General features: G+C 45.7%; 27 protein-coding genes and 1 tRNA gene. 12 read left to right on the top strand and 16 right to left on the bottom strand.

Annotated elements, in window-relative coordinates:
- Window positions 1-172: 172 nt before the first annotated feature.
- The 3 genes from L0M14_RS17925 to L0M14_RS17935 all read left to right on the top strand — a co-directional run bounded on the left by L0M14_RS17925 (window position 173) and on the right by L0M14_RS17935 (window position 3966).
- Window positions 173-826: a helix-turn-helix domain-containing protein gene (locus L0M14_RS17925; protein WP_235118002.1), complete on the top strand. Its 654-nt coding sequence runs from the start codon at window positions 173-175 to the stop codon at window positions 824-826.
- A 109-nt stretch (window positions 827-935) separates the two neighbouring features.
- Complete coding sequence (locus tag L0M14_RS17930; protein ID WP_235118003.1) at window positions 936-2750, top strand: EAL domain-containing protein; 1815 nt, start codon at window positions 936-938, stop codon at window positions 2748-2750.
- Window positions 2751-2850: 100 nt separating this feature from the next.
- Window positions 2851-3966: a phosphodiester glycosidase family protein gene (locus L0M14_RS17935; protein ID WP_235118004.1), complete on the top strand. Its 1116-nt coding sequence runs from the start codon at window positions 2851-2853 to the stop codon at window positions 3964-3966.
- Between the two features lie 49 nt (window positions 3967-4015).
- On the opposite strand, the gene L0M14_RS17940 is transcribed toward L0M14_RS17935, so the two are convergent.
- Window positions 4016-4357, bottom strand: coding sequence for a YtxH domain-containing protein (locus tag L0M14_RS17940; protein WP_235118005.1), 342 nt, complete (start codon window positions 4355-4357; stop codon window positions 4016-4018).
- 32 nt (window positions 4358-4389) lie between these two features.
- Window positions 4390-4872, bottom strand: coding sequence for a DUF948 domain-containing protein (locus L0M14_RS17945; RefSeq protein ID WP_235118006.1), 483 nt, complete (start codon window positions 4870-4872; stop codon window positions 4390-4392).
- Between the two features lie 155 nt (window positions 4873-5027).
- Here L0M14_RS17945 and L0M14_RS17950 point away from each other — a divergent pair, with 155 nt between their 5' ends.
- Entirely contained in the window at window positions 5028-5660 is a 633-nt protein-coding gene (locus L0M14_RS17950) for a bifunctional 4-hydroxy-2-oxoglutarate aldolase/2-dehydro-3-deoxy-phosphogluconate aldolase (RefSeq protein WP_235118007.1), read from the top strand.
- 105 nt (window positions 5661-5765) lie between these two features.
- Here L0M14_RS17950 and L0M14_RS17955 read toward each other — a convergent pair whose 3' ends face one another.
- From L0M14_RS17955 to L0M14_RS17970, 4 genes are all read right to left on the bottom strand, one after another.
- Window positions 5766-6353, bottom strand: coding sequence for a helix-turn-helix transcriptional regulator (locus tag L0M14_RS17955; protein WP_235118008.1), 588 nt, complete (start codon window positions 6351-6353; stop codon window positions 5766-5768).
- 128 nt (window positions 6354-6481) lie between these two features.
- Window positions 6482-6919: a DUF86 domain-containing protein gene (locus L0M14_RS17960; protein WP_235118009.1), complete on the bottom strand. Its 438-nt coding sequence runs from the start codon at window positions 6917-6919 to the stop codon at window positions 6482-6484.
- 235 nt (window positions 6920-7154) lie between these two features.
- The gene (locus tag L0M14_RS17965; protein ID WP_235118010.1) at window positions 7155-7817 is read right to left on the bottom strand and encodes a tetratricopeptide repeat protein; all 663 of its coding nucleotides are present in this window, start codon (window positions 7815-7817) and stop codon (window positions 7155-7157) included.
- A 128-nt stretch (window positions 7818-7945) separates the two neighbouring features.
- Window positions 7946-8311 (bottom strand): response regulator, encoded by a 366-nt coding sequence (locus tag L0M14_RS17970; RefSeq protein ID WP_235118011.1) that lies wholly within the window; start codon window positions 8309-8311, stop codon window positions 7946-7948.
- A 124-nt stretch (window positions 8312-8435) separates the two neighbouring features.
- Between L0M14_RS17970 and L0M14_RS17975 the strand changes: the two genes are divergently transcribed.
- A complete protein-coding gene (locus tag L0M14_RS17975) occupies window positions 8436-8699 on the top strand; it encodes a hypothetical protein (protein ID WP_235118012.1) in 264 nt (87 codons plus the stop codon).
- Between the two features lie 75 nt (window positions 8700-8774).
- Here L0M14_RS17975 and L0M14_RS17980 read toward each other — a convergent pair whose 3' ends face one another.
- The 3 genes from L0M14_RS17980 to L0M14_RS17990 all read right to left on the bottom strand — a co-directional run bounded on the left by L0M14_RS17980 (window position 8775) and on the right by L0M14_RS17990 (window position 11055).
- Window positions 8775-9173: a hypothetical protein gene (locus L0M14_RS17980; protein WP_235118013.1), complete on the bottom strand. Its 399-nt coding sequence runs from the start codon at window positions 9171-9173 to the stop codon at window positions 8775-8777.
- Window positions 9174-9226: 53 nt separating this feature from the next.
- Window positions 9227-10033 (bottom strand): ABC transporter substrate-binding protein, encoded by an 807-nt coding sequence (locus tag L0M14_RS17985; RefSeq protein ID WP_235118014.1) that lies wholly within the window; start codon window positions 10031-10033, stop codon window positions 9227-9229.
- Between the two features lie 80 nt (window positions 10034-10113).
- Window positions 10114-11055 carry an ABC transporter substrate-binding protein gene (locus tag L0M14_RS17990; protein WP_235118015.1) on the bottom strand — a complete coding sequence of 314 codons (942 nt, stop codon included), beginning with the start codon at window positions 11053-11055 and terminating at the stop codon, window positions 10114-10116.
- 122 nt (window positions 11056-11177) lie between these two features.
- Between L0M14_RS17990 and L0M14_RS17995 the strand changes: the two genes are divergently transcribed.
- A complete protein-coding gene (locus L0M14_RS17995; protein WP_235118016.1) occupies window positions 11178-11333 on the top strand; it encodes a hypothetical protein in 156 nt (51 codons plus the stop codon).
- Here L0M14_RS17995 and L0M14_RS18000 read toward each other — a convergent pair.
- On the bottom strand, window positions 11311-11811 hold the full coding sequence (locus tag L0M14_RS18000) for a VanZ family protein (RefSeq protein ID WP_235118017.1): 501 nt from the start codon (window positions 11809-11811) through the stop codon (window positions 11311-11313). The two genes, L0M14_RS17995 and L0M14_RS18000, sit on opposite strands and share 23 nt — an antisense overlap.
- On the bottom strand, window positions 11804-12112 hold the full coding sequence (locus L0M14_RS18005; protein WP_235118018.1) for a cytochrome c oxidase VIIc family protein: 309 nt from the start codon (window positions 12110-12112) through the stop codon (window positions 11804-11806). Before L0M14_RS18005 ends, L0M14_RS18000 begins: the two co-directional genes overlap by 8 nt.
- A gap of 198 nt (window positions 12113-12310) precedes the next feature.
- Here L0M14_RS18005 and L0M14_RS18010 point away from each other — a divergent pair.
- A tRNA-Ala gene (locus L0M14_RS18010) sits at window positions 12311-12383 on the top strand.
- 116 nt (window positions 12384-12499) lie between these two features.
- Here the strand turns inward: L0M14_RS18010 and L0M14_RS18015 are convergent.
- Together L0M14_RS18015 and L0M14_RS18020 are read right to left on the bottom strand one after the other, a co-directional pair.
- Complete coding sequence (locus L0M14_RS18015) at window positions 12500-13210, bottom strand: MBL fold metallo-hydrolase (RefSeq protein ID WP_405030790.1); 711 nt, start codon at window positions 13208-13210, stop codon at window positions 12500-12502.
- Window positions 13211-13480: 270 nt separating this feature from the next.
- On the bottom strand, window positions 13481-13885 hold the full coding sequence (locus L0M14_RS18020; protein ID WP_235118019.1) for a VOC family protein: 405 nt from the start codon (window positions 13883-13885) through the stop codon (window positions 13481-13483).
- A gap of 236 nt (window positions 13886-14121) precedes the next feature.
- Between L0M14_RS18020 and L0M14_RS18025 the strand changes: the two genes are divergently transcribed.
- Both L0M14_RS18025 and L0M14_RS18030 read left to right on the top strand, forming a co-directional pair.
- On the top strand, window positions 14122-15036 hold the full coding sequence (locus tag L0M14_RS18025) for an SDR family NAD(P)-dependent oxidoreductase (protein ID WP_235118020.1): 915 nt from the start codon (window positions 14122-14124) through the stop codon (window positions 15034-15036).
- 22 nt (window positions 15037-15058) lie between these two features.
- A complete protein-coding gene (locus L0M14_RS18030) occupies window positions 15059-15658 on the top strand; it encodes a TetR/AcrR family transcriptional regulator (protein ID WP_235118021.1) in 600 nt (199 codons plus the stop codon).
- A 122-nt stretch (window positions 15659-15780) separates the two neighbouring features.
- On the opposite strand, the gene L0M14_RS18035 is transcribed toward L0M14_RS18030, so the two are convergent.
- Window positions 15781-16710: a VOC family protein gene (locus tag L0M14_RS18035; RefSeq protein ID WP_235118022.1), complete on the bottom strand. Its 930-nt coding sequence runs from the start codon at window positions 16708-16710 to the stop codon at window positions 15781-15783.
- Window positions 16711-16836: 126 nt separating this feature from the next.
- Here L0M14_RS18035 and L0M14_RS18040 point away from each other — a divergent pair, with 126 nt between their 5' ends.
- The gene (locus tag L0M14_RS18040; RefSeq protein ID WP_235118023.1) at window positions 16837-17523 is read left to right on the top strand and encodes a TetR/AcrR family transcriptional regulator; all 687 of its coding nucleotides are present in this window, start codon (window positions 16837-16839) and stop codon (window positions 17521-17523) included.
- Between the two features lie 228 nt (window positions 17524-17751).
- On the opposite strand, the gene L0M14_RS18045 is transcribed toward L0M14_RS18040, so the two are convergent.
- Window positions 17752-18963, bottom strand: a complete 1212-nt coding sequence (locus L0M14_RS18045) for a multidrug efflux MFS transporter (protein WP_235118024.1) — start codon at window positions 18961-18963, stop codon at window positions 17752-17754.
- 183 nt (window positions 18964-19146) lie between these two features.
- Between L0M14_RS18045 and L0M14_RS18050 the strand changes: the two genes are divergently transcribed.
- Window positions 19147-19761, top strand: coding sequence for a TetR/AcrR family transcriptional regulator (locus L0M14_RS18050; protein WP_235118025.1), 615 nt, complete (start codon window positions 19147-19149; stop codon window positions 19759-19761).
- A 162-nt stretch (window positions 19762-19923) separates the two neighbouring features.
- On the opposite strand, the gene L0M14_RS18055 is transcribed toward L0M14_RS18050, so the two are convergent.
- Window positions 19924-20199: a DUF2277 domain-containing protein gene (locus L0M14_RS18055; protein WP_235118026.1), complete on the bottom strand. Its 276-nt coding sequence runs from the start codon at window positions 20197-20199 to the stop codon at window positions 19924-19926.
- A gap of 228 nt (window positions 20200-20427) precedes the next feature.
- On the opposite strand from L0M14_RS18055, the gene htpG reads away from it, so the two are divergent.
- Entirely contained in the window at window positions 20428-22308 is a 1881-nt protein-coding gene (gene htpG, locus L0M14_RS18060; RefSeq protein WP_235118027.1) for a molecular chaperone HtpG, read from the top strand.
- Window positions 22309-22400: the final 92 nt, after the last annotated feature.

Genomic DNA, 22400 nt, shown 5'->3' on the forward strand with positions numbered 1-22400 from the left:
TCCAAGGAAGTCTCTATATAATTTTCCAACACGGCAAGCAAAGTATGCATCTTGTGGGAAGGCTTTTCAGGTTTCATTGCATACAAGGTAATTATCGGTAAAGAAGACTACAAGCATTTTCAATTCATCAAAATTCGTTTACAATATGAACAAATGGAGGGATCTACGAAACATGAAGCAATTAGACGGATTCGGCAAATTCCTGGAGACCTTACGAGGTAAAATGTCACTGCGCGAAGCAGCTCACAAAAGCGGACTGTCGCATGCTTATATACGTGATCTGGAACTGGAGCGAAACCGCTCTACGAATGAGAAGATCAAGCCATCTCCTGTTACGTTAAAAAAGCTATCCGACGCTTACAACTACTCCTATACAGAGCTAATGGAAAAAGCAGGTTATCTTGAAAAGGAGGAAATGAATCACTCCTCCGTTGAAGTAGATATTGCCCAGATTCTTTTTATAGAAGTCAGTGCTAAAGAAGTCACCTACCAATTCCAGCATAGTAAAATCAGCCAAAATGTACATTCTTTGGTTGATTTTAGCGATTTCCTTGACCAGCTAGAGGAAAAAGGCTTTAAAAAGATGGATACCGATTTATTTGTTAATTTGCATCATGTGATGAAATATATAGAAAAAGAAGGTACCTTGTACTTTGATCAGCCGGGAATTGGCAAACATGTTGTCATTGCAGCTTCCAAGCAAAAAAAATATCATGATTTGCTGTTACGATGCATCGCCCGCAATACAGGCAATAGCCTTGAATATCATTTGGATCGCAATGGTTCCATAGATTCTATGAGATCTACTCTGAAACAATCCTTCTAAATAGAACTTCATTCGATTTTTTTCGACATTTTTCGATTAAATGGTTAACGTTTGTATAATAAAATGATATGATATAGGTATCTCTTTACTACTCATGGAGCTGATTGATTTGTCCCAGAAAATCCCCGTCACTCGTGATGGCAAAAAAGGATCGGATATCTTACTTATCGATTCTCATCGTGTTGTTAAAATTGATAAGATCCGAGACCGTGATTATGTCATACATACAAAAGATCATCACTATTACTTGGACCTGTCGCTCGATAGTATTGAAGAATGGCTCTATGAGGATGGTTTCCGTTTACTTGACAGTACAAACATTGTTAATATGAAGCACGTGAAAGAATATGATTCACGCAAAGGCATTGTATATTTCGATTCGCCAACTGACAAAAAAACGAAAACAGCCTCAGCTGCGCGAATTCACAAGGAACATATCGAGAATGTGATGTCCATTTTACAATCATCCGACACCGACAAGGCTGTAAGACAGCCAACCAATCAACACCCTGAGATACAGCCGCCCTTTTTCGTAATGAATGACGATGACCAATTTTCTCGCTCTTATGCAACGATTCGAGCTATGAATGCCAAGCGTCAAGCAGAAGAGAAGATTGTTCATATGGCTTATCATGATTCACTGACGAATCTTCCCAACAGACTTAAATTTCAAGAGCACCTAAAAGATTCTTTTGCGAAAGCGGAAAGTTCAGACACGCTCTTGGGAGTCTTATTTTTTGACTTGGACCGCTTCAAAATCATCAACGATACATTAGGTCATCACGCAGGTGATCAATTGCTTCAGCATATTGCCAGTAAGTTATCCGAATATGTAGGGGACAAGCACACGGTTGCCCGGTTTGGCGGAGATGAGTTTATCATTCTTATGACCGGAGTCAATAGCATCGATGAAATCACCGATTTTGCCCGAGGTATTCCCGAGTGCTTGAAAGAAGCTTTTTATTTCGAAAAACAAGAACTGTATATCACAGCGAGTATCGGAATCAGTCTATATCCACATGACGGCAATAATGTTGAATCCTTGATCAAAAACGCCGACGTGGCCATGTACAAAGCGAAGGAAAAAGGCGGCAACATCTACGAGCTCTATCATCCCGATATGAATATGCGGTCCATGCACCGCTTGAACCTGGAGATTGAACTGCGTAAGGCGATCGAGCGGGAAGAATTTATGGTATACTACCAACCGCTTGTTGATTTGACTACCGGCAGCATTTTTGGCATGGAATCCCTTGTCAGATGGAAGCATCCGGAATGGGGCATGGTGTCACCAGGCGAATTCATTCCCTTAGCAGAAGAAACCGGACTAATTATTCCCCTTGGCAATTGGGTGCTTAAGCAGGCTTGTATTCAGAATACGAAATGGAACTCACTTGGGTTAGCTCCCCTCTGTGTTTCCGTGAACATATCCGTGAATCAATTTATGCAAACGGGTTTTGTACAATTCATCGAGGATACATTGAAGCAAACCGGACTCACTCCCAACCTGCTCTGCTTGGAGATTACTGAAAGTGTCGCCATGAAAAACGTCAGTTTCATCATGGAGACGATGGACAAGCTTCGTATGCTAGGCGTACAGATTTCGATCGACGACTTCGGGACCGGCTATTCATCGCTAAGCTACCTGAAACGGTTTCGTGTTCATACACTTAAAATAGATCAATCCTTCATCCGAGACGTTACAACCGATGAAGACAATGCTGCAATTGTAACAGCACTAATCGCTATGTCTCAGCAGCTGAAAATTAAGTCGTTGGCCGAAGGCGTGGAGACACCTGAACAGTTGGCCTTTTTGCGAGAGCGAGGCTGTAATGAGATTCAAGGATATATTTTCAGCACACCGCTTCCGGCAGAAAGCTTTGAAAACTTAATTAAAGAAAAGAAAACTTTATATCTCCACTAAAAGAAAGGAAAAAAAGCTCAGATTCAATCTGAAACTTTTATTTCCTTTTTTCGTCTATTAAGGGAGAGTCTTGTAATGAAACTGGAAAGGAATTGAATCAATGTCTACTCAGCAGCCTGCTATGCACCCTACTCCCAGCCGTAAGCTTCGAGGAAAGCGCAAGAGGTCTAGCCCAATAAAAATAATGTTGTATGTGATAGTAGTCGGAACACTTTTGTCAGTAGCAGGATTAATTTGGTTCTTTCTGACGGAGTCAGGAACAAGTGTTAGATATATGATGGCCGACACGTTAATAACTACACAGCACCGGGATTGGGCCAAATATTTGATCGGCTCGGAGGAGCTTCAAACACGTGTCGAAAACTATTGGAAGAAATTCGAAGAGATGGGCGAGGAAAAGGATAAAGGACTCGTGGAAATTAAGCCTGAGCCCAGTACAAAAGTACCTGTAAAAAAAGAGCTTGTTAAAATCGATCCAATCTCAGGGAAAAATTTCAAAGGATATCTGGTGACTATATCAGACCCAAAGAAGCTAAGAATCGCAGTGCCCAATAAGGTCGGTAAAGGGGAAAAGGTAACCTCTATGGTCAAGCGCACAGGCGCGATTCTCGGGGTTAATGGGGGTGGTTTCATTGATCCCGAGTGGAAAGGGAACGGCTTCCAGCCAGAAGGCGTTGTGATATCCGGCGGAAAAATATTTTATAACGACCGTGGGGCGAACGGCTCTGTACAGGTTGTCGGCATTGATAAGGATGGGCGCATGATTGCCGGGAAGTACAAAGTCTCGGAGCTTCTTAGCATGGGCGTAAAAGAAGCTGTATCCTTCAGCCCCCGCTTTATTGTAAACGGGGTTGGACAAATCAAAAGCCAGGCCGACGGCTGGGGCATCGCCCCGCGTACCTGCATGGCGCAGACCAAAGACGGTTCAATCCTTTTTGCCGTCATCGATGGAAGACAGACACACAGTATCGGCGCTACGTTGTACGACGTCCAAAAAATCTTCCTGGAGCACGGCGCTGTGACAGCTGCCAACCTGGACGGAGGCTCGTCCAGCGTGCTCGTACACAACAACGAGATCGTCAATCAGCCCTCCAGCGAATATGGGGAGCGCTACCTCCCCACCGCTTGGCTGGTCTTCGACGACCCCGAGCATGCACAAATCAACAACATTTGGGAAGGACTCGATATTTCCAAAATCGATCCTTCCAAATGGTAATTCACAAGCAGGGGCTCGCCTATCGGAGCCCCTGCTTGTTTCTATATTCTTAGTGCTTGCCGCCGATGACAACCAAATCCTCAGCTGCTTCGGATGCTGCGATTTCGTCTTCAACGCTCACTTCATTCTTGGGTTCCTTCCAGGAACGAACATTTTCAACCACAGTAGCTGCTGTTCCTTTTGCTTTGTCGTAAAGCCCGGATGTTTGAGTGCTCACAGTTTTCGCGATCTCTTGAGTCTTCTTGCCCACAGAGCTAGCGATTTGGGCAGTTTTGTCAGTCACAGCCTGCGCTTGCTCAGCAATATCGCTTCTCAGTTCACGCCCGGATTTTGGCGCAAACAATAGTGCCGTAGCTGCACCTAGAACGCCCCCGACTACCGCACCAATCAAAAGCTCTTTCCCCTTTTTTGGAATTTGACATGTTATTCCACTCCCTTATGTGATGTAGGTTCGGACCCAGAGTAGTCCGATTTTGTTTGCCTATGTGCTTGCCATCGCTGCCACAGCTCCATGCCGGTTGCAGCCCATTCAATCACATCGCTGACCCTGCGCTGATGCTGCTGAACAACCCTCTCCGCGCTATGGATGGATTGGTTCATGACTTTGGAAGCAAGACGCAGTGATGCAGTAACCTCCCCCACAGCTGCACCTGCTTGCTCAACCTTCCCTAAGCTGCGCTGTAGTAGCTGGACATGGTGATGCATATCCTTCGCCACTGCATTCGCCTGCTTCAACAGCAGATCCGACTGCTCCGCGGTCTCTCTTACTACCTGCTGCGCTTCAGCTGTTGCGGAGCTCACTTGCAGCAGAGCTGCTCTTGCTGCGATAAGCGCCCGTACTGCGAATACGACCAAAACGACGAATGCGGCAGCCGCACATACAGCGCTAATATCCACCCAAGTCATGTCAATCACCTCTAGCTTTCTTGATGGCTGCTTCTAGACGAATGCCTATGAATTACTACAGTATAAGTATGTGGCGCTTGTCTTGACACAAACTTCGTGAAAAAAGTGTAGAACCTGTCATAATAGATGGCAAAAGAATTCACAGGAGGATATTCATGCAGCGTGACCAGGGGATTAGGGAAATTGAACGAACACGAATTGTTGCAATCGTAAGAGGGGTAAAAGAAGCACATATCGCGTCGGTTGCTGAGGCTCTCTTTAGCGGCGGCGTCACAGTAATGGAAGTAACACTCAATACACCAGGTGCACTGGATATGATCAAAGAACTCCAGCACCGATTCGGAGAGAAGATGTATATCGGAGCAGGTACAGTACTGGATATGGAGGATGCCCATAAAGCTGTAGAAGCAGGGGCATCGTTTCTAGTAACTCCAAATCTGGATGAGGACGTTATCCGTTGGTCCGTCTCTCAAGGCATTCCTATTTTCCCTGGGGCTATGACACCGACTGAAGTTGTGAAAGCCTGGAAAGCAGGCGCGACGGCTGTCAAAATTTTCCCAAGCGCGAGCCTGGGATTAGCCTATATAAAGGAACTGATGGGACCGCTTAGCCAAGTCCCTATGATGGCTGTTGGCGGTGTAACGGAAAGCAATATTAAGGAGTTTTTAGAGCTCGGCTGTTATGGACTTGGGATTGGCGGATCGCTTATTAATCTCAAGGAAATCGAAGCAGGCAATTTCTCGTGGATCACGGATAAAGCCACAAAGCTTTTGGCAGCTGCCAAATAAGCCTTTTCTGGCATGGACATGGTCGTTCAACACAGGACGAGCAGATTGCCTGCCGAAAAAATTAAGATAAGAAATAGCCATCTGCTCCAACTCTGGAGTAGATGGCTATTTCCTTCCTCGTATTCTGTATATACACTTACTGCCGCCCTTTGCCAAGCACTCTGTGCGCTCCACATCTGCGTCCAGCAAATTTTGAAACAGCTTTAATTCACACTGGCACGCTTGCTGAAACCGGTAAGCCACCTGCGTGATGGGACAATTGTGCTCACTAAATGTATATTCATCTTGGCCTGTTTGCGACCATTCCACCATGTATCCGTTCTCGTTCTGAATCCGAGCTAACTCTTCGATCCGTTCTTCCAACTTGGAGAAGTCCATTCTGGATTGGTATCTCTGCTCCATAGTACCTTGCCTACGTGCAAACAAGCGATCCACCAGATCTTCACCATCATCTTGAACGAGCTCGCTAAGCAAATCCAAAGTCAACTGCATATAGTTCTTAGGGAATAAATCATCCGCTTGTGCAGCTAATGAATACAAGCTTGTGGGTCTTCCCATTGCTTGTCGCACCAATTTCGTCTCTAGCAATCCGTCACGGTCTAACGTATTGATATGCCTTCTTACAGCCATCTCCGTAATTCCGAGCTGTTTCGACATGTCGTGGACGCTTAAAGGCCCCTGCGTTTTCAGCATGGAGAGGATCACTTTTCGTGTGGAAGTTTCAGGTCCTGTATCATAAGCTCACCTACCCTCGGAACTGTGATTATGTCTCATTTTACAGCATCCGATACAATAAGTAAATTAAGAAACAAGTATGTATGTTATGCCAATTCCTTCTTGATAAAGGCTTCCACGCTTGCTCCAAACTCATTGAACGCTGCTGGCAGGCTAGAAATGAGCGGATGTAGACCTTCCCGTGGGTAATCTACAAATTCCTGTACAAGCGGCTTTCTTAATTTAACAAGCTCAAGAAGCGTTGCTGTCAGAGATTCACTATAGGCTCCTTCGCCATGCACGATTTCGACAATATCCTCATAGCTGCTGGCATCCCGTAAGATAAACGCGTCGATAAGAAGACTACCGATATCAGTAACGGTCTCAATCGCTAAATGCAGCACTCTTTCCTGTGACATGTGCAGCACCAAGGCGTTTTGCAGGTCAGCTTTCGACCACTGCTCCATTAACTCCCTGCATACTCCCGACAACGTGCCAAGAAACTGAATTCGTTCATTAATCTGTTCGTGGTTGATGAAATACATGCTGCTATCTCCGTCCTCTTTTTCTCCATTTAGTCCAAATCACCATAGCCGCAAATGTCGCTACTACCAGTAAGACCAGTAATACCGCTTGCATGACATACTCATAACTCATATGACTTCACCCTCTTGCTTCTCCTAGCCCATGGCTGTATTCTACATTTTAGTGTATCGCTACAGAATAGGAGCGTCAAGCACTCCAGCTGTGGTGATCGAGATTCGAGGTCACAACTAACAATTACTTGAATCTAGCCAGCAAAGCCCAGCGCCGCTGTTGCTTGCGGCTGTACTTAGGAAGCCCGCGATAAATATCTATCGCTTCCCGATAGGCTCTCTTCGCGTCTGCAGCGCGACCAAGCTTTTGATACAACTGTCCTAGCTTGTAATACGCTTCAACCGATGAAGAATGCACCTCACGGAAGCGTTCCACGTAGGCAACAGCCTTCTCTGGAGCTGAACCGGCCAAAGCTTCTCCCAATCGCAAATACGGTTCGCCATATTTGACCCGTGGGTTCAGCTCCAGTGCCTTGATCATCAACTGCTCCCCTTGGGCAAGGTCGCCTGTTTGTAAACGGCATAGTCCAAGCTCGGCATGAACTTCAGCGGAATCCTCCATCACAATTAATGTTTGCTCCAGAAGCTGAGCCGCTTCCGAGTATTTCTTCTTCTCCAATAAGATCCGTGCAAGCTCCAGCTTGGCAGAAGTGTCGTGCGGGTTCGCATGCAGGTCCTGTCTTAATCGTGATGCTCTGCGGCTCAAACGAAACGGACGCACGAAGCTTGGTGTCAGTCCGACAAACCTGCGGTCCAGTACATAAATAATAATAAGTAAAACAATAATGGCGATGATCGGATTGCCCGTTAGGTACAATAACAAGCTGAAAATAAGAATTTTACTCAAAATAAACGAACCTCCCGTGTAAAAACAATGACAGATAGTATGAACCATCCTATTCTACCATATTTTTCTTAGGGTCGGCATAAAAAATGCAGTCTTCGGATCAACCGAACAACTGCTTGCTTTTGCAACTAATTTTTATTAAAAACACGTTTAACTGCATCAACGACTTGAAAAGGTGTAAAAGGCTTCGCGATAAAATCTTTCGCGCCGATTTCAAGCGCCCTCAATATAAAGGATTGCTGGGCAAACGTGGAGCACATGATGATTTTAGCCGCAGGATCCTTCTCTAGGATCAGCTTTAATGCTTCTACGCCGTCAAGCTCCGGCATCGATACATCCATGATGACCCCATCGGGTTTGATGATCGGATACATGTCCACCGCTTCTTGACCGTTAACGGCTACATGAACAACATGAAAGCCATGCTCCGACAATATCGAGGTAAGCATTGATCTCATGAGAGGTGTATCGTCTACGATCATGATTCGAGTCACTATCCCCTACCTCCCCTTCTCGTAATATGGGTACTACTATCATAACGGCTGGGAGGGCCAAAAAGATTAGTCATTCGAGATTTTTATCAAGTGATGCTATAATGAAAAGAAAAGGAGATTACATATGAGCAATCAGCAATCGCAAACTTGGCAAAAGAGAAAACAACTGGGCAGGTCCAAGTATCTGCTGCAGTTCGGTGTACTACCTTGGGGGATCGGACTAACGATTCTATTCGGTATCATCGAATTTATTTCTTTTCATGAAATGATTTGGAATTGGATTCCCGTGAGGCTCGTCGTTTTTTCGATGGTAGGATTCTTCATCGCAAACGGCCGTTGGCAGTCTATGGAACGAAGGTTTGAGGCGTCTCGCCAAGAGCAGCCCTAAGGCAGCTGAGCCCTCCATTTACCAATATCATCTTGCTGAGCAGCCCCGAAGGCTGCTCATTTTGCTTGCTGCCGGCTAATGCAGCAATTCCTGACTATCTGCATCCTCAGTGCCGAATACGGATGCCTTCCTCATCATTTTGAAATGATCCTCCAGCTCCTTCTTAACCGAGCCAAACGTCAGAACCTGTTCCTTGAAATCTTCGCGTTCATTTCCTTTAGCAATAGATGCCTTCCTCCCAAATAGCTGTTCGGATACATCCACATACGCATCATGCAAATTGTTGTCATACCAGTCGATTTCAGTGCTCACATCTTTTTTGTATATATGAGACATTTCAAGATGATCGCCGGATGCGGTAAATTCAGCTAAGTAGGTCTCACTGCTGCCTTCAAGCTTCACTTCTATATCCGCACACCGAATGTCGTTGCGCTCCGTAAATCGGACGATTTCAGCATAAGCGACTTCTTTCAACAGAAACACTCCTTTTACCAAACTATATATATAGAGTATTTCCTTGAATGGATTTATTTATCAGACGAAGCCTGCGCGAACCATACTCTTCGAAAGTCTACCCAACCCAAATCGCTAATTTTGATTCCGCGGATCGAAGAATGGTAGCTGGTTCGAAAGAAGCGATGAAGGACGAATAAAAACGTCTTTTCCTTTTGTAAATCAACATAGATAGCGTCCATTTGACGAATCCGGGTTTCTTGGTCAGGCTCAGCAAGCAAATCGGCAACTCTTTGCTCAACAGCTTCAATCATGCTATCGTCCATATGTACTCGAACGTAACTGTTTCTTTGCTCTAGCGCCTCTATGAGATGCAGCTCATAGCCACTCTCCATGATCACTTGGTACAGAATCATATCCGCTTTTTTAATATGAGGTAGATCGACCATTTCTTGCTCGCTGCAAACTAGAACATTCACTTGGATACCGGCTAGCGCACACTGATTTCGTATCCACAGCGCATCTTGCTCATGCTGGGGATAGATATAAATGCACAGTTGCTCGCCCTTATATCCCATCTCGCTAAGCAGTCTCTTCGCTTCCACTAGATGATATTCTGGGTTCGAGACGATCATATGCGTATCGGGTAGAAAGCCTTTGGCCGGCAAAACCCGGGAACCACCAAGCTCTTTAATCATCCCTTCCCTATCTAGCAAAAGGTCTATAGCTTTACGAAACAAAATATGCTGCTGCGGACCTTCTTTGTTCATATTAAACGTTAACAAGCTGCAACCCAGCACAAGCCTGTCGATGCTGTTCCATTCCGCGTCTTTCTCCTCCAGTCCCGGGGGCAGACCTGGGTCTTCATGCTCGCTTATCATTTGAATGAGCTCCATGTTCTGCTTTACTGGAAGTAATCCATGCGGCAGAAACTAAATCTCAATTTGGTCCAGGTGTGGTCTTAAATCAAAATACCGGTCAAAAGCAACAAGCTTACAGGTATACTCATCATGCCTCTCAAGCGGAATGGCCCCGTGCCTATTGGGAGTTGTCCGAACAGAGGCTGATGATCCCGACAAAAATCCTCCGGCACGATGGAAGTCGACGTATAAGTAAGCTGCATTACAAATAAATAGTTTGGCTGCTTCAGATGAAAGCGCACCTTATACCGATTCAATATTTCCACATCCCGGATGTCATTCACCAACCAGCTTTGACCCGAACACAGCTCAGGATCTTGAAGACGATGAACCGTATACCGTACATCTTCAGCCGTCATTTCCCTGCCGTGATGAAACAATACGCCCTTACGTAAATAAAAGGTCCAGCTAAGTTGGTCTTCGCTAACCTCCCAGGAGTGAGCGAGATGCGGCCGGAGCGTACCTTTTACCTGATCATACCGGACAAGCGTGTCAAAGATATGATTCATCATATGACAATCGAATGCAAAAAAAGTATGCGCCGGATCCAAAGTCGCAATACGTTTAAAAACGGGAAAACGCAAAATATCCGAGCAGAGCTCCTCGCGATCAATAGAGCGGTATCCAAAATGGCCAGACAGCCACTCCATGAATGAATCCTGCAGCGCAGCCCCGTCATCGATTTTATGCAGCAGCTCGATAGCTCCGTTGTAATCCCCTCTCCCGGCTAGCTCCTTAACCTCTTGGGTTAACATGTCTTTAGCGGACTTCAAAAAAGTCAGCTCTGAAGCATTGCCTCTACCTCTCCCAGGACTCCAAATGATCCATTGGCGCTCTGACATCTTTTTGAGCAGAAGCTTCACATTGCGAGTTGAGCAGTACAATTTGACAGCCAATTCCTCAAGAGTAACGCGGATCGGTTGGCCTTCAATGACCGGGTCGAAGCCAGAGCGAAGCTCCAAATAGTACGTTAATATTTGCATAGCATCCATCCTAACAAGCTGCTCAAATAAAAGGGAAATTCATAAAGTAAATTATACTCTTTTTGTTCCCCTTAAACTAGCTGTATGCTATAGCCATCAGGAAAAGAAAGGAAGTGATCGGGATGTTACCTAATATGATTTATTCATCGGAGAAAATGATGCAATGGCAGCAGCAGGAGCTGGAAAAACAATCGAGGGGGCAATGGATGTGGAGTGCAGCCAAACAACCAGTAAACCAATTTCGTATGCTGATGATTAGCCTCTTTTTCTTCGTTTAATCCAGACAATTAAAGCTACAAGAAGTAGAGCCGACAAGATACCTATTGAATCAATCGCGATATCAATCGCATGACCCGTTCGCTGAGGTACAAAGGTTTGATGCCATTCATCCGAAGCTGCATAGAGAACGGATATCAAGCAGGAGGTGACCAGTGCCTTGGACGCTCTGACCGGTTTGGCCAATAAAGTAAGTGAACACAGCAGGGCAAGGATACCGTACTCGGTAACATGTCCTGCTTTTCTTATAAAGAACTCTATGAGCCCAATTGGGTCCTGCCACGTGACCGTATCTTGATCGTAAACAAACTCCCAATGCGGTAAGCTCCCCAGGAAGCCACTCCCTTGAAACCACTGAGACAATAGCGGTCTTAGACTCTGCTGTTGATAGGTCTCTGCTGATTTCATAAAAATAACCGCCATCCAAAGGAGAGTAGCGGCTAACAAGATGTAAAAACGAAATGCGTATTTCTTATTCATAGGAACTCTTCTCCTCTATCGTCGTTTTCTTACGAATGCTTAGAAGTGCAAATAGCTCAAGCACCATCAAATTGACGGATGAGATACCGAAAAAGACATTTCCGAAAATAATGCGAAAGCTATCCATATTTACGGATTTCCACCATATCAACGCAGCTACGGTCATCCCTGCATTGAGTACTGTCGAGAGCCAAAACGACAACGCCAATCGGTTGGTTCTCCGCATGATGGATACACCTATGATAAATGGCAGAGCAAAAGCCAGCCCGAGAAAAGTCCAATAAAGTACATTATCTGACACGTTGTTGTCACTCCCGCTATTGATCAACTATCTTGTCTTCTAGGTTAGCATGAATGCTTGCATGGCACAATGTTTACGGGACGATGCAACAGAATCGTCAAACCTTTGCCCCTATTAAGAGCAGGAAGTTTTTTTCTGAAACAAGGTCTTGCAAGTGGACAAATTTTCGTGTATATTATGAAAAGTCAGCTCACATACGGGGCCTTAGCTCAGCTGGGAGAGCGCATCGCTGGCAGCGATGAGGTCAGGGGTTCGATCCCCCTAGGCTCCATACTAATAAGCACCGCAACCTCATGGTTGTGGTGCTTATTTCTTTAGAGACACGGGGGTGAGAACCCCGGAGGGTTAGCCCTCACTTGGTTCACCCTCTTTTTTATATCCTACGGCTCAAGCTGTGTTGAATTTCTTCTCGGCTTCCTTAATGGCTTTATCCATTGCTTGCAGCGGCTGGGCAAGCATCCTGCCATGTCCGACAGCCAGTAACTCAGGTTGTAGCATCAGAAGTTTTTTGGCACTGGCCAGAGCTGTCTTTGCATCCCATGTTCCAAGGGCTAAAAATGGAAATAAAGGTTTTATTAGACCGGAGACGGCAATGCCTCCGAGGAGCTGAAAAGCATCACCTGCGATCAATGAGTTATTGCGAGTATCGAAGAACGCCATCGAACCAGGCGAATGTCCAGGAGCGGAATAGGCAATAAGCGAGCCGATTCGATCTCCATCGCGAAGCAAAAAATCGGGCTGCGAAGAGACATGCTTTGGGGCCATCTTTATCGGTTTTGAGGCTTCGTCAACATTGAGGGATTTGTCGCCTCTGAGAATTTGCGCTTCACGGTCGGACATGTAGACGGGAACGTCTGGCAACTCGTTCTTAAGTACATCAAGCGAGCCAACATGGTCGGGATGGGCGTGTGTGATCAGAATTCGATTGACCCTCTTTCCGATCCGCCTAACAGCAAGCCCAATTTCTTTATGGCAAAAAGACAAGCCGGCATCGATCAGGGTTAAGCCATCCTTTTCCTCTACCAAGTAGCAATTGAAAGGGAAGAAATAAGGTAAGAACGTAAGCTGGTGCAGCGTTCTCCATTGTGTCATTTTCACACTTATCCACTCCGATCTAGAAAATAGTAGGTAACAGTGCAATGAATACCCATCTATCGTAACATACCAACCGGTTGGTTTTCAAATAAAAGGAAATTGGTACGGATTCGAACATCTCCCTAAGCTCCATAAAAAGAAGCTTCACTTGTGTGAGGCTTCAGACTGTTAAAAAACTGGAATGAAGAGATCAGTAAGACTTTTATTAAGCTCCTGCAGTGAACCTCTGGTGGATTCAGTCAGCGCACAGCTAGCTTGCGAAGCTACGTTTACCTACACAGGATTAACCGCAAATATGGAATGAACATTGCCCTCTGGATCGCCAAAGAAGCCAGTAGTATGCCCCCAAGACTTGATTTGTGGAGCTGTGACGTCAATAGCTCCCTTCGAAACGAATTGTTCATACAAAGCGTATACTTGATCCGGCGAATCACATTGAAAGTTTAACTCGACCGCTTGTCCTTTTCGACTTTCCCTGAAAGATGAATATCCGCTAGTATTCTCCGCCATAAGCGATTTAGAGCAGATTGCCAGTCTTACTCCTGTATGACCGCTGAATTCAACATAATGCTCTTCCTCAATAACGATAGTAAATCCCAAAACATCTTGATAAAACCTGGCCAGTCGAGCAACATCATCTGCTAATAATGTAATTCCTTCTAATTTTACAAGCTGCATGGTTGGATCACCTCTCTCAAGTTCAGCCTTTTTTAATAAGTGCTACACACATGATAACATCACACACATGCATGTAGCTGTCAATAATAGCTTTCAAACGTAAATATCACATCGTCTATCCTTGGGTCCTCTCGACAAAAGAAGTGAATTCAGCCACTTGACATTTTGTGGAAAACAAATTAGTATTAACTTATTGAATGAATGATTCATTCATTTACTAGAGGAGAGTGATTTTTATGGAAAGCAAGATAAATGCCAACTGGACGGTAAAAGGTAAGTATGTTATCATCACCGGAGCAACGAGCGGAATCGGACTCGCAGCAGCCAACGAGCTTGCTATTCGCGGCGCTCATATGGGTATTGTTGCTCGTAACGAACACAAAGCGAAAGAGCTGGCGGCTCATCTCAGAGCTTCGTCCAAGGAGCCGATAACGGTGGACGTATTCGTTGCAGATATGGCATCACAGTCATCCATCCGACGAGTCGCAGCTCAGATACTGGAAAAGTGGCCGCGGATTGACATCTTGATCAACAACGCCGGTGCCATGTTCGTTAAGAGGATCCTGACTGAGGATGGAATCGAGATGACTTGGGCCGTGAATCATTTGGGCCCCTTCCTATTGACGAACTTATTACTGCAACGACTGATGGAATCTGGAAATGCTCGGATTATCACCACAGCTTCTCATGGACACAAGATGGCAGGCAAGGGGATTCGATTTGAGGATTTAGACGCGAAAAAACGTTTAAGTCCGATGGGTATTATGTTAGGCGGTCCTAACTTTCGATATGGCGAAACTAAACTCGCCAACATTTTGTTCACGACCGAGCTGGGTAATCGTTTGGCAGGCAGCGGGGTTAGGGTCGCTGCTTTTGACCCGGGATTGGTTGCAACGAATTTCAATCAAGACAACGGTTGGATGGCTCGCCTGACAATGTCTGTCATGAAACGATTCTCCCGAACTCCCGAACAGGGAGCGGAGACCCTTGTCTGGCTTGCGGATTCGAATGCGATGTTGGAACAAGCCAATGCAAGCTATTATAAAGACAGCCACGCCGAAATTCCATCCGCAGCCGCCCTCGACAAGGCCGCCGCTGCTCGTCTTTGGGATGTAAGCGAGACGCAAGTCGGAGAAACATTTTTTTCTTGAGCGAGGAGTGTTTAATCAACCTATGAATACGTTAAGGACATCTATGTCGGAATCAGTAGATGAGCGCAGAGAACAAATAAAACGAGCGGCGCTTAAGGTCTTCGCCAAGCAGGGACTTACCGGTGCGAAAATGAGTTCAATTGCTGCTGAAGCCGGAATTAGTCAAGGGCTGTCGTATCGCTATTTTTCTTCTAAAGAGGAGATTTTCACGATGCTCGTACAGGAGGCATTAGAAGAAGCACAGAGCGCAATTCAGGACTTGCAGAATCTGCCCGGATCGCCTAAGGATAAGTTGAAAGCTTTTACGCAGCGAATGTTGGATGAAAGCCAAAAAGCGCACTTCATGCTGATCCAAGTAGCCATGACATCCGAAGACATCCCCGCTCAGGCGAAGGAGTGGTTAACCCGCTATTCCGCCATTGACACGATAGGTCAATTTGTTCCATTATTTAAACAAGGCCAGGAAATCGGTGAATTTGTTGAAGGTGAACCCCAACGCTTGCTGTTCCTGTATTTTTCCGTCGTTACAGGGTTAATGCTTCAAGACACGCCTGCTTCCCCGGGTTATTGGATGAAAGAGGTCGATATGCTGTTAAAGATCATAGCAAAAGAAGAAACATAGAAGCCATGGCAGCGATAAAGTCGCACTGCTAACCTACTATGATTGGACTTCCGCGTTTCATTGTATGCTTCCGCGAAATCAAACGCCGCCCAACAAGCGGGCGGCGCTCCGAAATCGTCATTCTACTCTTCTATACTAGCTTGCTGCAATTCCGCAATCTTAACCTTCTTCATCTTCATGAATGCCCTCGTAACACGATCACGTTGTGCTGGCGTTCCTTTGCTCATTATATCCATTATTACCGATGAAGTAACTTGCCATGAAACACCATATTTGTCTTTCAGCCACCCACACTGCTCAGCCTCTGGGTAATAGGAAAGCTTATCCCAATAGTAATCAATCTCTTCCTGCGTCTCGCACTGAATGAGCAAGGAAATTGCTTCATTGAATTGAAACTTGTGCTCATACGCACTATCCATGGCCGCGAACCAGATGTTCTCCAGCATGAAATCAGTGAACATAACCGTTCCCTCCTGATCCGGTCCTGGTCCTGAGCCATACCGAAGAAGAGTTCCGGGCTTCGCATTTCGAAAAATCGACAGGTAGAACTCGCGTGCCTCCTCCGCCTTCCCGCAATTGTCACCGATGAACATAAGGTAGGGAATGATTGCAGGCCTAGGCTCTCCCTCCGGATTCGTCAGCATGAGCTGCCAGGAGACACCGTATTTATCCTGAATCCAACCAAACCGCTTACTGAAAGAATACTCACCAAGCGCCATAAGCGCGATTCCCTCTTCAGACAACTTATTCCACATCTCATCGATCATGTCATTCGCATTCTTTTCCCGTGAGGGATCGAAATTGACAATAAACGAAATAGCTGGATTGAATGTAAAATGCGGTCCCGCTGAGATTGCCATAAACGGATGTCCCCAGAGATGAAAGGAAACGACGTCGCAATCACCCGAAGGCGTATCTTGCAAGGTGGCTGTACTTATAATTTTGGAATTCGGGAATACAGAGCAGTAAAATTCCGCAGCTTCTTTGGCGTGCTGATCAAACCATAAATGCGTGGTGATGGGCTGCTTAACAGAATTTCTGGCATCATTCATCAGTAGACTCCTCCTTGGTAAATAGATTACGTGTTCTATTTTAACTGAAAGATGGTCATGTTATTTCTTTCTGATTGCTGTATGTCTTGCCTTGTCTCGATTGCTACAGGAATGTATCCATGTTCAATGTCACTGTTGACGTGGAATAAAACCCCTGATAAGATACCAACTAGTAGGTTTGCATTGGAGGTCTGGAACGGTAATGGACTATGTAGACGAGAGCATACCTTTGAAAAAAGTAAGCTCTTAGAGGCAACACTATCGCTTATTATAACAAAAGGATACCATGGAACTACTGTTGACGAAATTTGCGCTGCAGCGGGCGTAACGAAAGGCAGTTTTTTTCACTATTTTAAAACTAAAGAGGATATCGGCAAAGCGGCGATCGAGCAATTTGAGAGCATGCAAGCCTATCTCATAGCAGGGGCAGAGCTGGATCTTGTTCAAGATCCTTGGGAGAAGCTGCAAGCATATTTGGATTTTTTCGTGGCATTAGCCAAAGACCCTTCATCCCCCAGTGGTTGTTTAACGGCCGTGATGACACAGGAACTGTCGGATACCCATTCCGAATTCCGTTCGTTGTGTGAAGAAAAGCTATTTAACAATACAAAGCCATTGAAGAAAATTCTAGATGAGGTTATGGAGCAATACCCTTCACATATACCAACCGACAGCCAGCAGCTATCCGACTATTTTCTTTCGCTTTATCAGGGTTCTCTTATTCTCGCAAAAGCGAGAGATAATCGAATCGTGCTGGAGAAGAATGTGGAGCTATTCAGACAGTATCTCAGGAGTGCCTTTAATAAAAATTAATGGTATTCTTGAGCATGTAAATCAGCACAAGCCCCTTTTCCCATGATTCCCGATCCTGAGAAAAAATTTATAGGCAGTACCATGTAGAAAACTCCTGGTTAGGTGCATTCAAAGTCATAGGTGATTACGGTCTGGTCTCCAAAGCATTAAAGCAGAGCGCGATCATATCGATTTTACTGATATTCAACGTTTTCTAGATATTTAACAAAAATCAGGGGCTAACACTTGTTATCGTGCAAGCCCCTTCTCTCCATTATTTAATTTGCGGTACACCTTGAAGTACACCCAGATGGCATTCATGAGAAGCAGAGCGCCCGTCACGATAAAAACATAACGGATTCCAACCCATGCCGCCACTTGTCCGCCTAATACCGAGCCCCCAAATACACCCAAATATCCGGCGGACATGCTGAACCCGAATACGCGGCCGGTTATCGCGGCAGGTGTTATTCTTTTGATCAAGACGTTTACCGAGGGGGTCAACCCTGCTACTGTCAGACCTAAAAGAAAACGAAGCCCCATTAACTCCCAAGGTGTTGTAACCAGGGCTTGAGGAAGGAAAAGGATTCCTGCCGCTAACAAGCAGAGGAGTATGACTTTATGCGGCCCAATCCGGTCTGACAGCTTGCCTAGACGCGGTGCAGCGAAGATAGTAGCGAGGCCCGATGCGGAAAAAGTGAGGCCTGCAATCAAGGCAATATGGGTGTGGCCGCTTGGCAGCAAGCTCGTGACATAGACCGTAAGTACAGGTTCGATCGAGTACAAGGCCACTGTAATGACAAAAAAGGTGATAAACATCGTGATCGTCAGTTGTTTCTCAGGCACAAGCCGCCAAAGCTCCTGGAAGCGCAGCACCTTTTTATCTTCACGATTGAACGACTCTTTAACAAAGAATGCAGTTGCCAAAAATGCGATCAATAGCAGCCCACCGGTGATATAAAATACATCATTCAATCCGACATGATCTCCAATAAAGCCGCCCATCATGGGACCCAGCAGCGAACCCGCAATATTGGCCGTCGAAAGTACACCAAGCGCATAGCCTGCATGTTCTTTATCCGTCTGCGTCGCTATAAGCGTCGTGCATGCTGTGCCGTAGCCTGTGATTACACCCTGCAGCAGCCGAAGCCCGATCAGCACATACACATTCGTCGCCAAGCCCATGCATCCTACAATGACCGCCATGCCGAGACTAGCCCGCAGTAGCATGGGCTTGCGCCCATATTTATCCGCAGCCTGCCCCCATATTGGGGAGAAGATAGCTGAGATCATGTACGTAATCCCAAAAGCAGCTCCTGATAATTGTGCAATAGATCCCGTGTTCTCTACACCTAATTTATGAATAAAAAGCGGCAGTATCGGTGCGATTTGACTCATTCCAAGTCCCGCTACAAACATGCCGAACCAACATACAATCAGGTTTCTTTTCCAGATAGGCATATCCCTTGATTCCTTCTTTCGATCCTTCAAGATTAGATTCATGATGCATCTACTCTGTCATTGTGTATGTCTCTCGAAGTATGCTAGTATGAAACGGAATACTCTCCACTTGATGTTAAGCGGAGAGTTCTCCGTTGTCAACAACGGTTGTTCGTTCTATTGAGGCAAGGGGTGATATGTAGTATGAGCTATGAAGAGATCACGATACAACCACGGCCTGAACGTCGTGATGCAGCCGAGAACCGCCAGCGGATCTTGAATGCGGCGCTTCGGTTATTCGAAGAGCACGGCGTCGAACAAGTGAGCATGAATCAAATCGCGATTGAAGCGAATATTGGCCCAGGTACCCTCTACCGACGGTACAGAAATAAAAGCGATCTTTGTATGGATCTTATGAAAGACAACGTGGATCAGCTTTTCGAGGACATGGAGGATTACTTAAAGCAGCATCCGGCTGAGCCGCCCCATCTTCGATTGAAGCAGCTGCTTCGCTTTTTTATCCGGTTTAGAGAGAAGAAAGCACAATTGCTGACAGGTGTAGAGGAATCCTCGGCCAATAATCGCCGAAGACCTCGAACCCAAAGTCCTCTATACGATGAGCTGCTTCAGCTGCTGGTTCCTTTATTGGAAGAACAAGCTTTTGGCGATAGCCGTTATCCTGCCAGTGTGTTTAGGGCGGACATGCTGCTGGCCGCATTGACAAGCGACTCTTATTTATTTCAAAGGGAGGTTCGCGGATACTCGCCTGAGCAAATCCTCGAGGAGCTCTACCTCACGTTCATATCCATTCATCATTGACGGTCATTACCTGCATCATCTATGGGTCCCGACAACTATAAAGCCCTCTCTATGACACCGGCACCGATGCGGAGTTCACGAAAGGGCTTTTGCTATTGGCGATGTTATGCACGTTACTTTATACATACATGTATGGTTTACTGCATTCTTTGCATGTGAGTCTTATTCTTTGCTTCCGAATCTTTTCAAATTTCTTGCGCGGGCTCGTTCGATCTCTATTTCCCGATTGCGGGGCTCTGCTTGAGTAATTAACGTATCCATCAATGTGCGCGCAGCGGCAGCCACCTCATTCACGGCGTGATGGAACGCCTCCTCATTCACCTTGGACGGCTGCTGAAACCCAGAAATTTTCCTTACAAATTGGAGCGAAGCTGCTTGAATCTCCTCATCGGTAGCGGGAGGGGCAAAATTAAATAGCGGCTTGATATTACGGCACATAGCGTTCTCCTTTCGTGTACAGCCTGCAGGCTCTCGTTTCAACAGCTTTTTAATCAGTATAACATAAGAGGCTCCCTCCACTCTCTTCCTATAAAAGAACCGTTTTCTGGAAACAATGTGTGGAGAGGTCTGGTTGACATTAAAAATAAGTAATGATATAAAAAGAATGGAATGGCACTCAATGATGGAGAGTGCTAACATTTTCGATAATGGGAAGGAGCATTTCTAATGGAAAAAAAGCAGTTTCAAGCGGAATCCAAGCGGCTCTTGGAAATGATGATCAATTCCATTTATACGCAAAAAGAAATTTTCCTCAGAGAATTAATTTCCAATGCCAGCGACGCAATTGACAAAATCTATTACAAAGCTTTGACTGACGACAGTCTGGTTTTTGACAAAGACAATTATTTCATTAAAGTGATTCCTAATAAGGAAAACCGCACGCTGACGATCACCGATACGGGTATCGGGATGTCCAAGGAGGACCTTGAAAGTCATCTGGGCGTCATCGCCAAGAGCGGGTCCCTCGCGTTTAAGAAAGAAAACGAAGCCAAAGACGGTCACAACATTATCGGCCAGTTCGGCGTAGGCTTCTATTCAGCGTTCATGGTTGCCGATGTCGTGACCGTGATCAGTAAGGCTCTAGGCAGCGATACTGCGTACAAATGGGAGTCCACAGGTGCGGACGGGTATACAATCGAGCCTACTCACAAAGATTCGGTAGGTACAGAAATCATCCTGAAAATCAAAGAGAATACTGAGGATGAAAGCTATGATGAGTATCTGGAGGAATATCGCCTCAAATCAATCATCAAGAAGTATTCCGACTTCATTCGCTACCCCATTAAGATGGACGTATCCGGTAAGCGCCTGAAGGAAGGCAGCGAAAACGAATTCGAGGATTACCAAGAGGAACAGCATATTAACAGCATGATTCCGATCTGGAGAAAAAATAAGAGCGAGCTGACGCCTGAGGATTACGAGAAGTTCTATCATGAGAAGCATTATGGCTTCGACAAGCCGCTCAAGCATATTCACGTTAGCGCCGACGGTGCGGTCGTGTATCAAGCGATTCTGTTCATCCCTGAGAACATCCCGTTTGATTACTACTCCAAAGAATTTGAAAAAGGCTTGGAGTTGTATGCGAACGGCGTCCTTATCATGAACAAGTGCGCAGACCTGTTGCCCGACTACTTCAGCTTCGTCAAAGGTATGGTCGATTCCGAGAGCTTGTCCTTGAACATTTCCAGGGAAATGCTGCAGCATGACCGCCAGCTGAAGATGATCGCCAAGAACATCGAGAGCAAGATCAAGAGCCAGCTGCAATCGATGCTGAAGAATGAAAGAGAGAAGTACGAGCAGTTCTACAACGCTTTTGGCCGACAACTGAAATTCGGCGTCTACAGCGATTACGGCTCACACAAGGATGTGCTGCAGGATCTGCTGATGTTCTACTCCTCCAAAGAGAAGAAGCTCGTAACACTTGAAGATTACGTATCAAGAATGCCTGAAGATCAAAAGTACATCTACTATGCAACCGGCGAATCGAACGAGCGGATCGAAAAACTGCCTCAAACTGAGGTTGTCGCAGAAAAAGGCTATGAAATTCTGTACTTCACAGACGATATCGATGAGTTTGCCATCAAAATGCTGATGCAGTACAAAGAAAAAGAATTCCGTTCGGTTTCCAGCGGCGATCTAGGCATCGAATCCGAAGATAAGCAGGAAGAAACGGAAGCTGCCAAGACGGAAAATAAAGAATTGTTCGACTACATGGCTAGCCAATTGTCCGGCAAGGTAAAAACCGTTAAGGCTTCCAAGCGCCTGCGCTCTCATCCGGTCTGCCTCTCCACCGAGGGGGAAGTAACGATCGAGATGGAGAAAGTGTTGAACGCAATGCCGAACAACCCGAATGTCAAAGCCGAGAAAGTGCTTGAAATCAATGTGAATCACGAAGTATTCAGCTCCTTGAAGGACGCCTTCGAAAAAGATAAGGATAAGCTGAACCTGTACACCGCGCTCTTGTACAACCAAGCTCTCCTGATCGAAGGACTGCCGCTGCAGGATCCGGTTGAATTCACTAATGATATTTGCAAAATCATGGTGTAGGTAAATGAAAAACTGCTCCCTAGGGGCAGTTTGAGTATGTTGATAAAGCTGGGTCCGTTACGAGCTTCAGTAGCTTTTCTCCGATTGCTGTT

The sequence above is a fragment of the Paenibacillus hexagrammi genome, assembly GCF_021513275.1.
Classification (GTDB): domain Bacteria; phylum Bacillota; class Bacilli; order Paenibacillales; family NBRC-103111; genus Paenibacillus_E; species Paenibacillus_E hexagrammi.

Coding starts and splice junctions, on each gene's coding strand:
- L0M14_RS17995 (WP_235118016.1), top strand. CDS start 11,178: ATGTTACCTAATATGATTTATTCATCGGAGAAAATGATGCAATGGCAG.
- L0M14_RS18045 (WP_235118024.1), bottom strand. CDS start 18,963: ATGCCTATCTGGAAAAGAAACCTGATTGTATGTTGGTTCGGCATGTTT.
- L0M14_RS18020 (WP_235118019.1), bottom strand. CDS start 13,885: ATGCAGCTTGTAAAATTAGAAGGAATTACATTATTAGCAGATGATGTT.
- L0M14_RS17955 (WP_235118008.1), bottom strand. CDS start 6,353: ATGCTGAAAACGCAGGGGCCTTTAAGCGTCCACGACATGTCGAAACAG.
- L0M14_RS18025 (WP_235118020.1), top strand. CDS start 14,122: ATGGAAAGCAAGATAAATGCCAACTGGACGGTAAAAGGTAAGTATGTT.
- L0M14_RS18035 (WP_235118022.1), bottom strand. CDS start 16,710: ATGAATGATGCCAGAAATTCTGTTAAGCAGCCCATCACCACGCATTTA.
- L0M14_RS17960 (WP_235118009.1), bottom strand. CDS start 6,919: ATGTATTTCATCAACCACGAACAGATTAATGAACGAATTCAGTTTCTT.
- L0M14_RS18050 (WP_235118025.1), top strand. CDS start 19,147: ATGAGCTATGAAGAGATCACGATACAACCACGGCCTGAACGTCGTGAT.
- htpG (WP_235118027.1), top strand. CDS start 20,428: ATGGAAAAAAAGCAGTTTCAAGCGGAATCCAAGCGGCTCTTGGAAATG.
- L0M14_RS18055 (WP_235118026.1), bottom strand. CDS start 20,199: ATGTGCCGTAATATCAAGCCGCTATTTAATTTTGCCCCTCCCGCTACC.
- L0M14_RS17950 (WP_235118007.1), top strand. CDS start 5,028: ATGCAGCGTGACCAGGGGATTAGGGAAATTGAACGAACACGAATTGTT.
- L0M14_RS18030 (WP_235118021.1), top strand. CDS start 15,059: ATGAATACGTTAAGGACATCTATGTCGGAATCAGTAGATGAGCGCAGA.
- L0M14_RS17990 (WP_235118015.1), bottom strand. CDS start 11,055: ATGCAAATATTAACGTACTATTTGGAGCTTCGCTCTGGCTTCGACCCG.
- L0M14_RS18000 (WP_235118017.1), bottom strand. CDS start 11,811: ATGAATAAGAAATACGCATTTCGTTTTTACATCTTGTTAGCCGCTACT.
- L0M14_RS18040 (WP_235118023.1), top strand. CDS start 16,837: ATGTCACTGTTGACGTGGAATAAAACCCCTGATAAGATACCAACTAGT.
- L0M14_RS17945 (WP_235118006.1), bottom strand. CDS start 4,872: ATGACTTGGGTGGATATTAGCGCTGTATGTGCGGCTGCCGCATTCGTC.
- L0M14_RS17935 (WP_235118004.1), top strand. CDS start 2,851: ATGTCTACTCAGCAGCCTGCTATGCACCCTACTCCCAGCCGTAAGCTT.
- L0M14_RS17925 (WP_235118002.1), top strand. CDS start 173: ATGAAGCAATTAGACGGATTCGGCAAATTCCTGGAGACCTTACGAGGT.
- L0M14_RS17975 (WP_235118012.1), top strand. CDS start 8,436: ATGAGCAATCAGCAATCGCAAACTTGGCAAAAGAGAAAACAACTGGGC.
- L0M14_RS17985 (WP_235118014.1), bottom strand. CDS start 10,033: ATGATAAGCGAGCATGAAGACCCAGGTCTGCCCCCGGGACTGGAGGAG.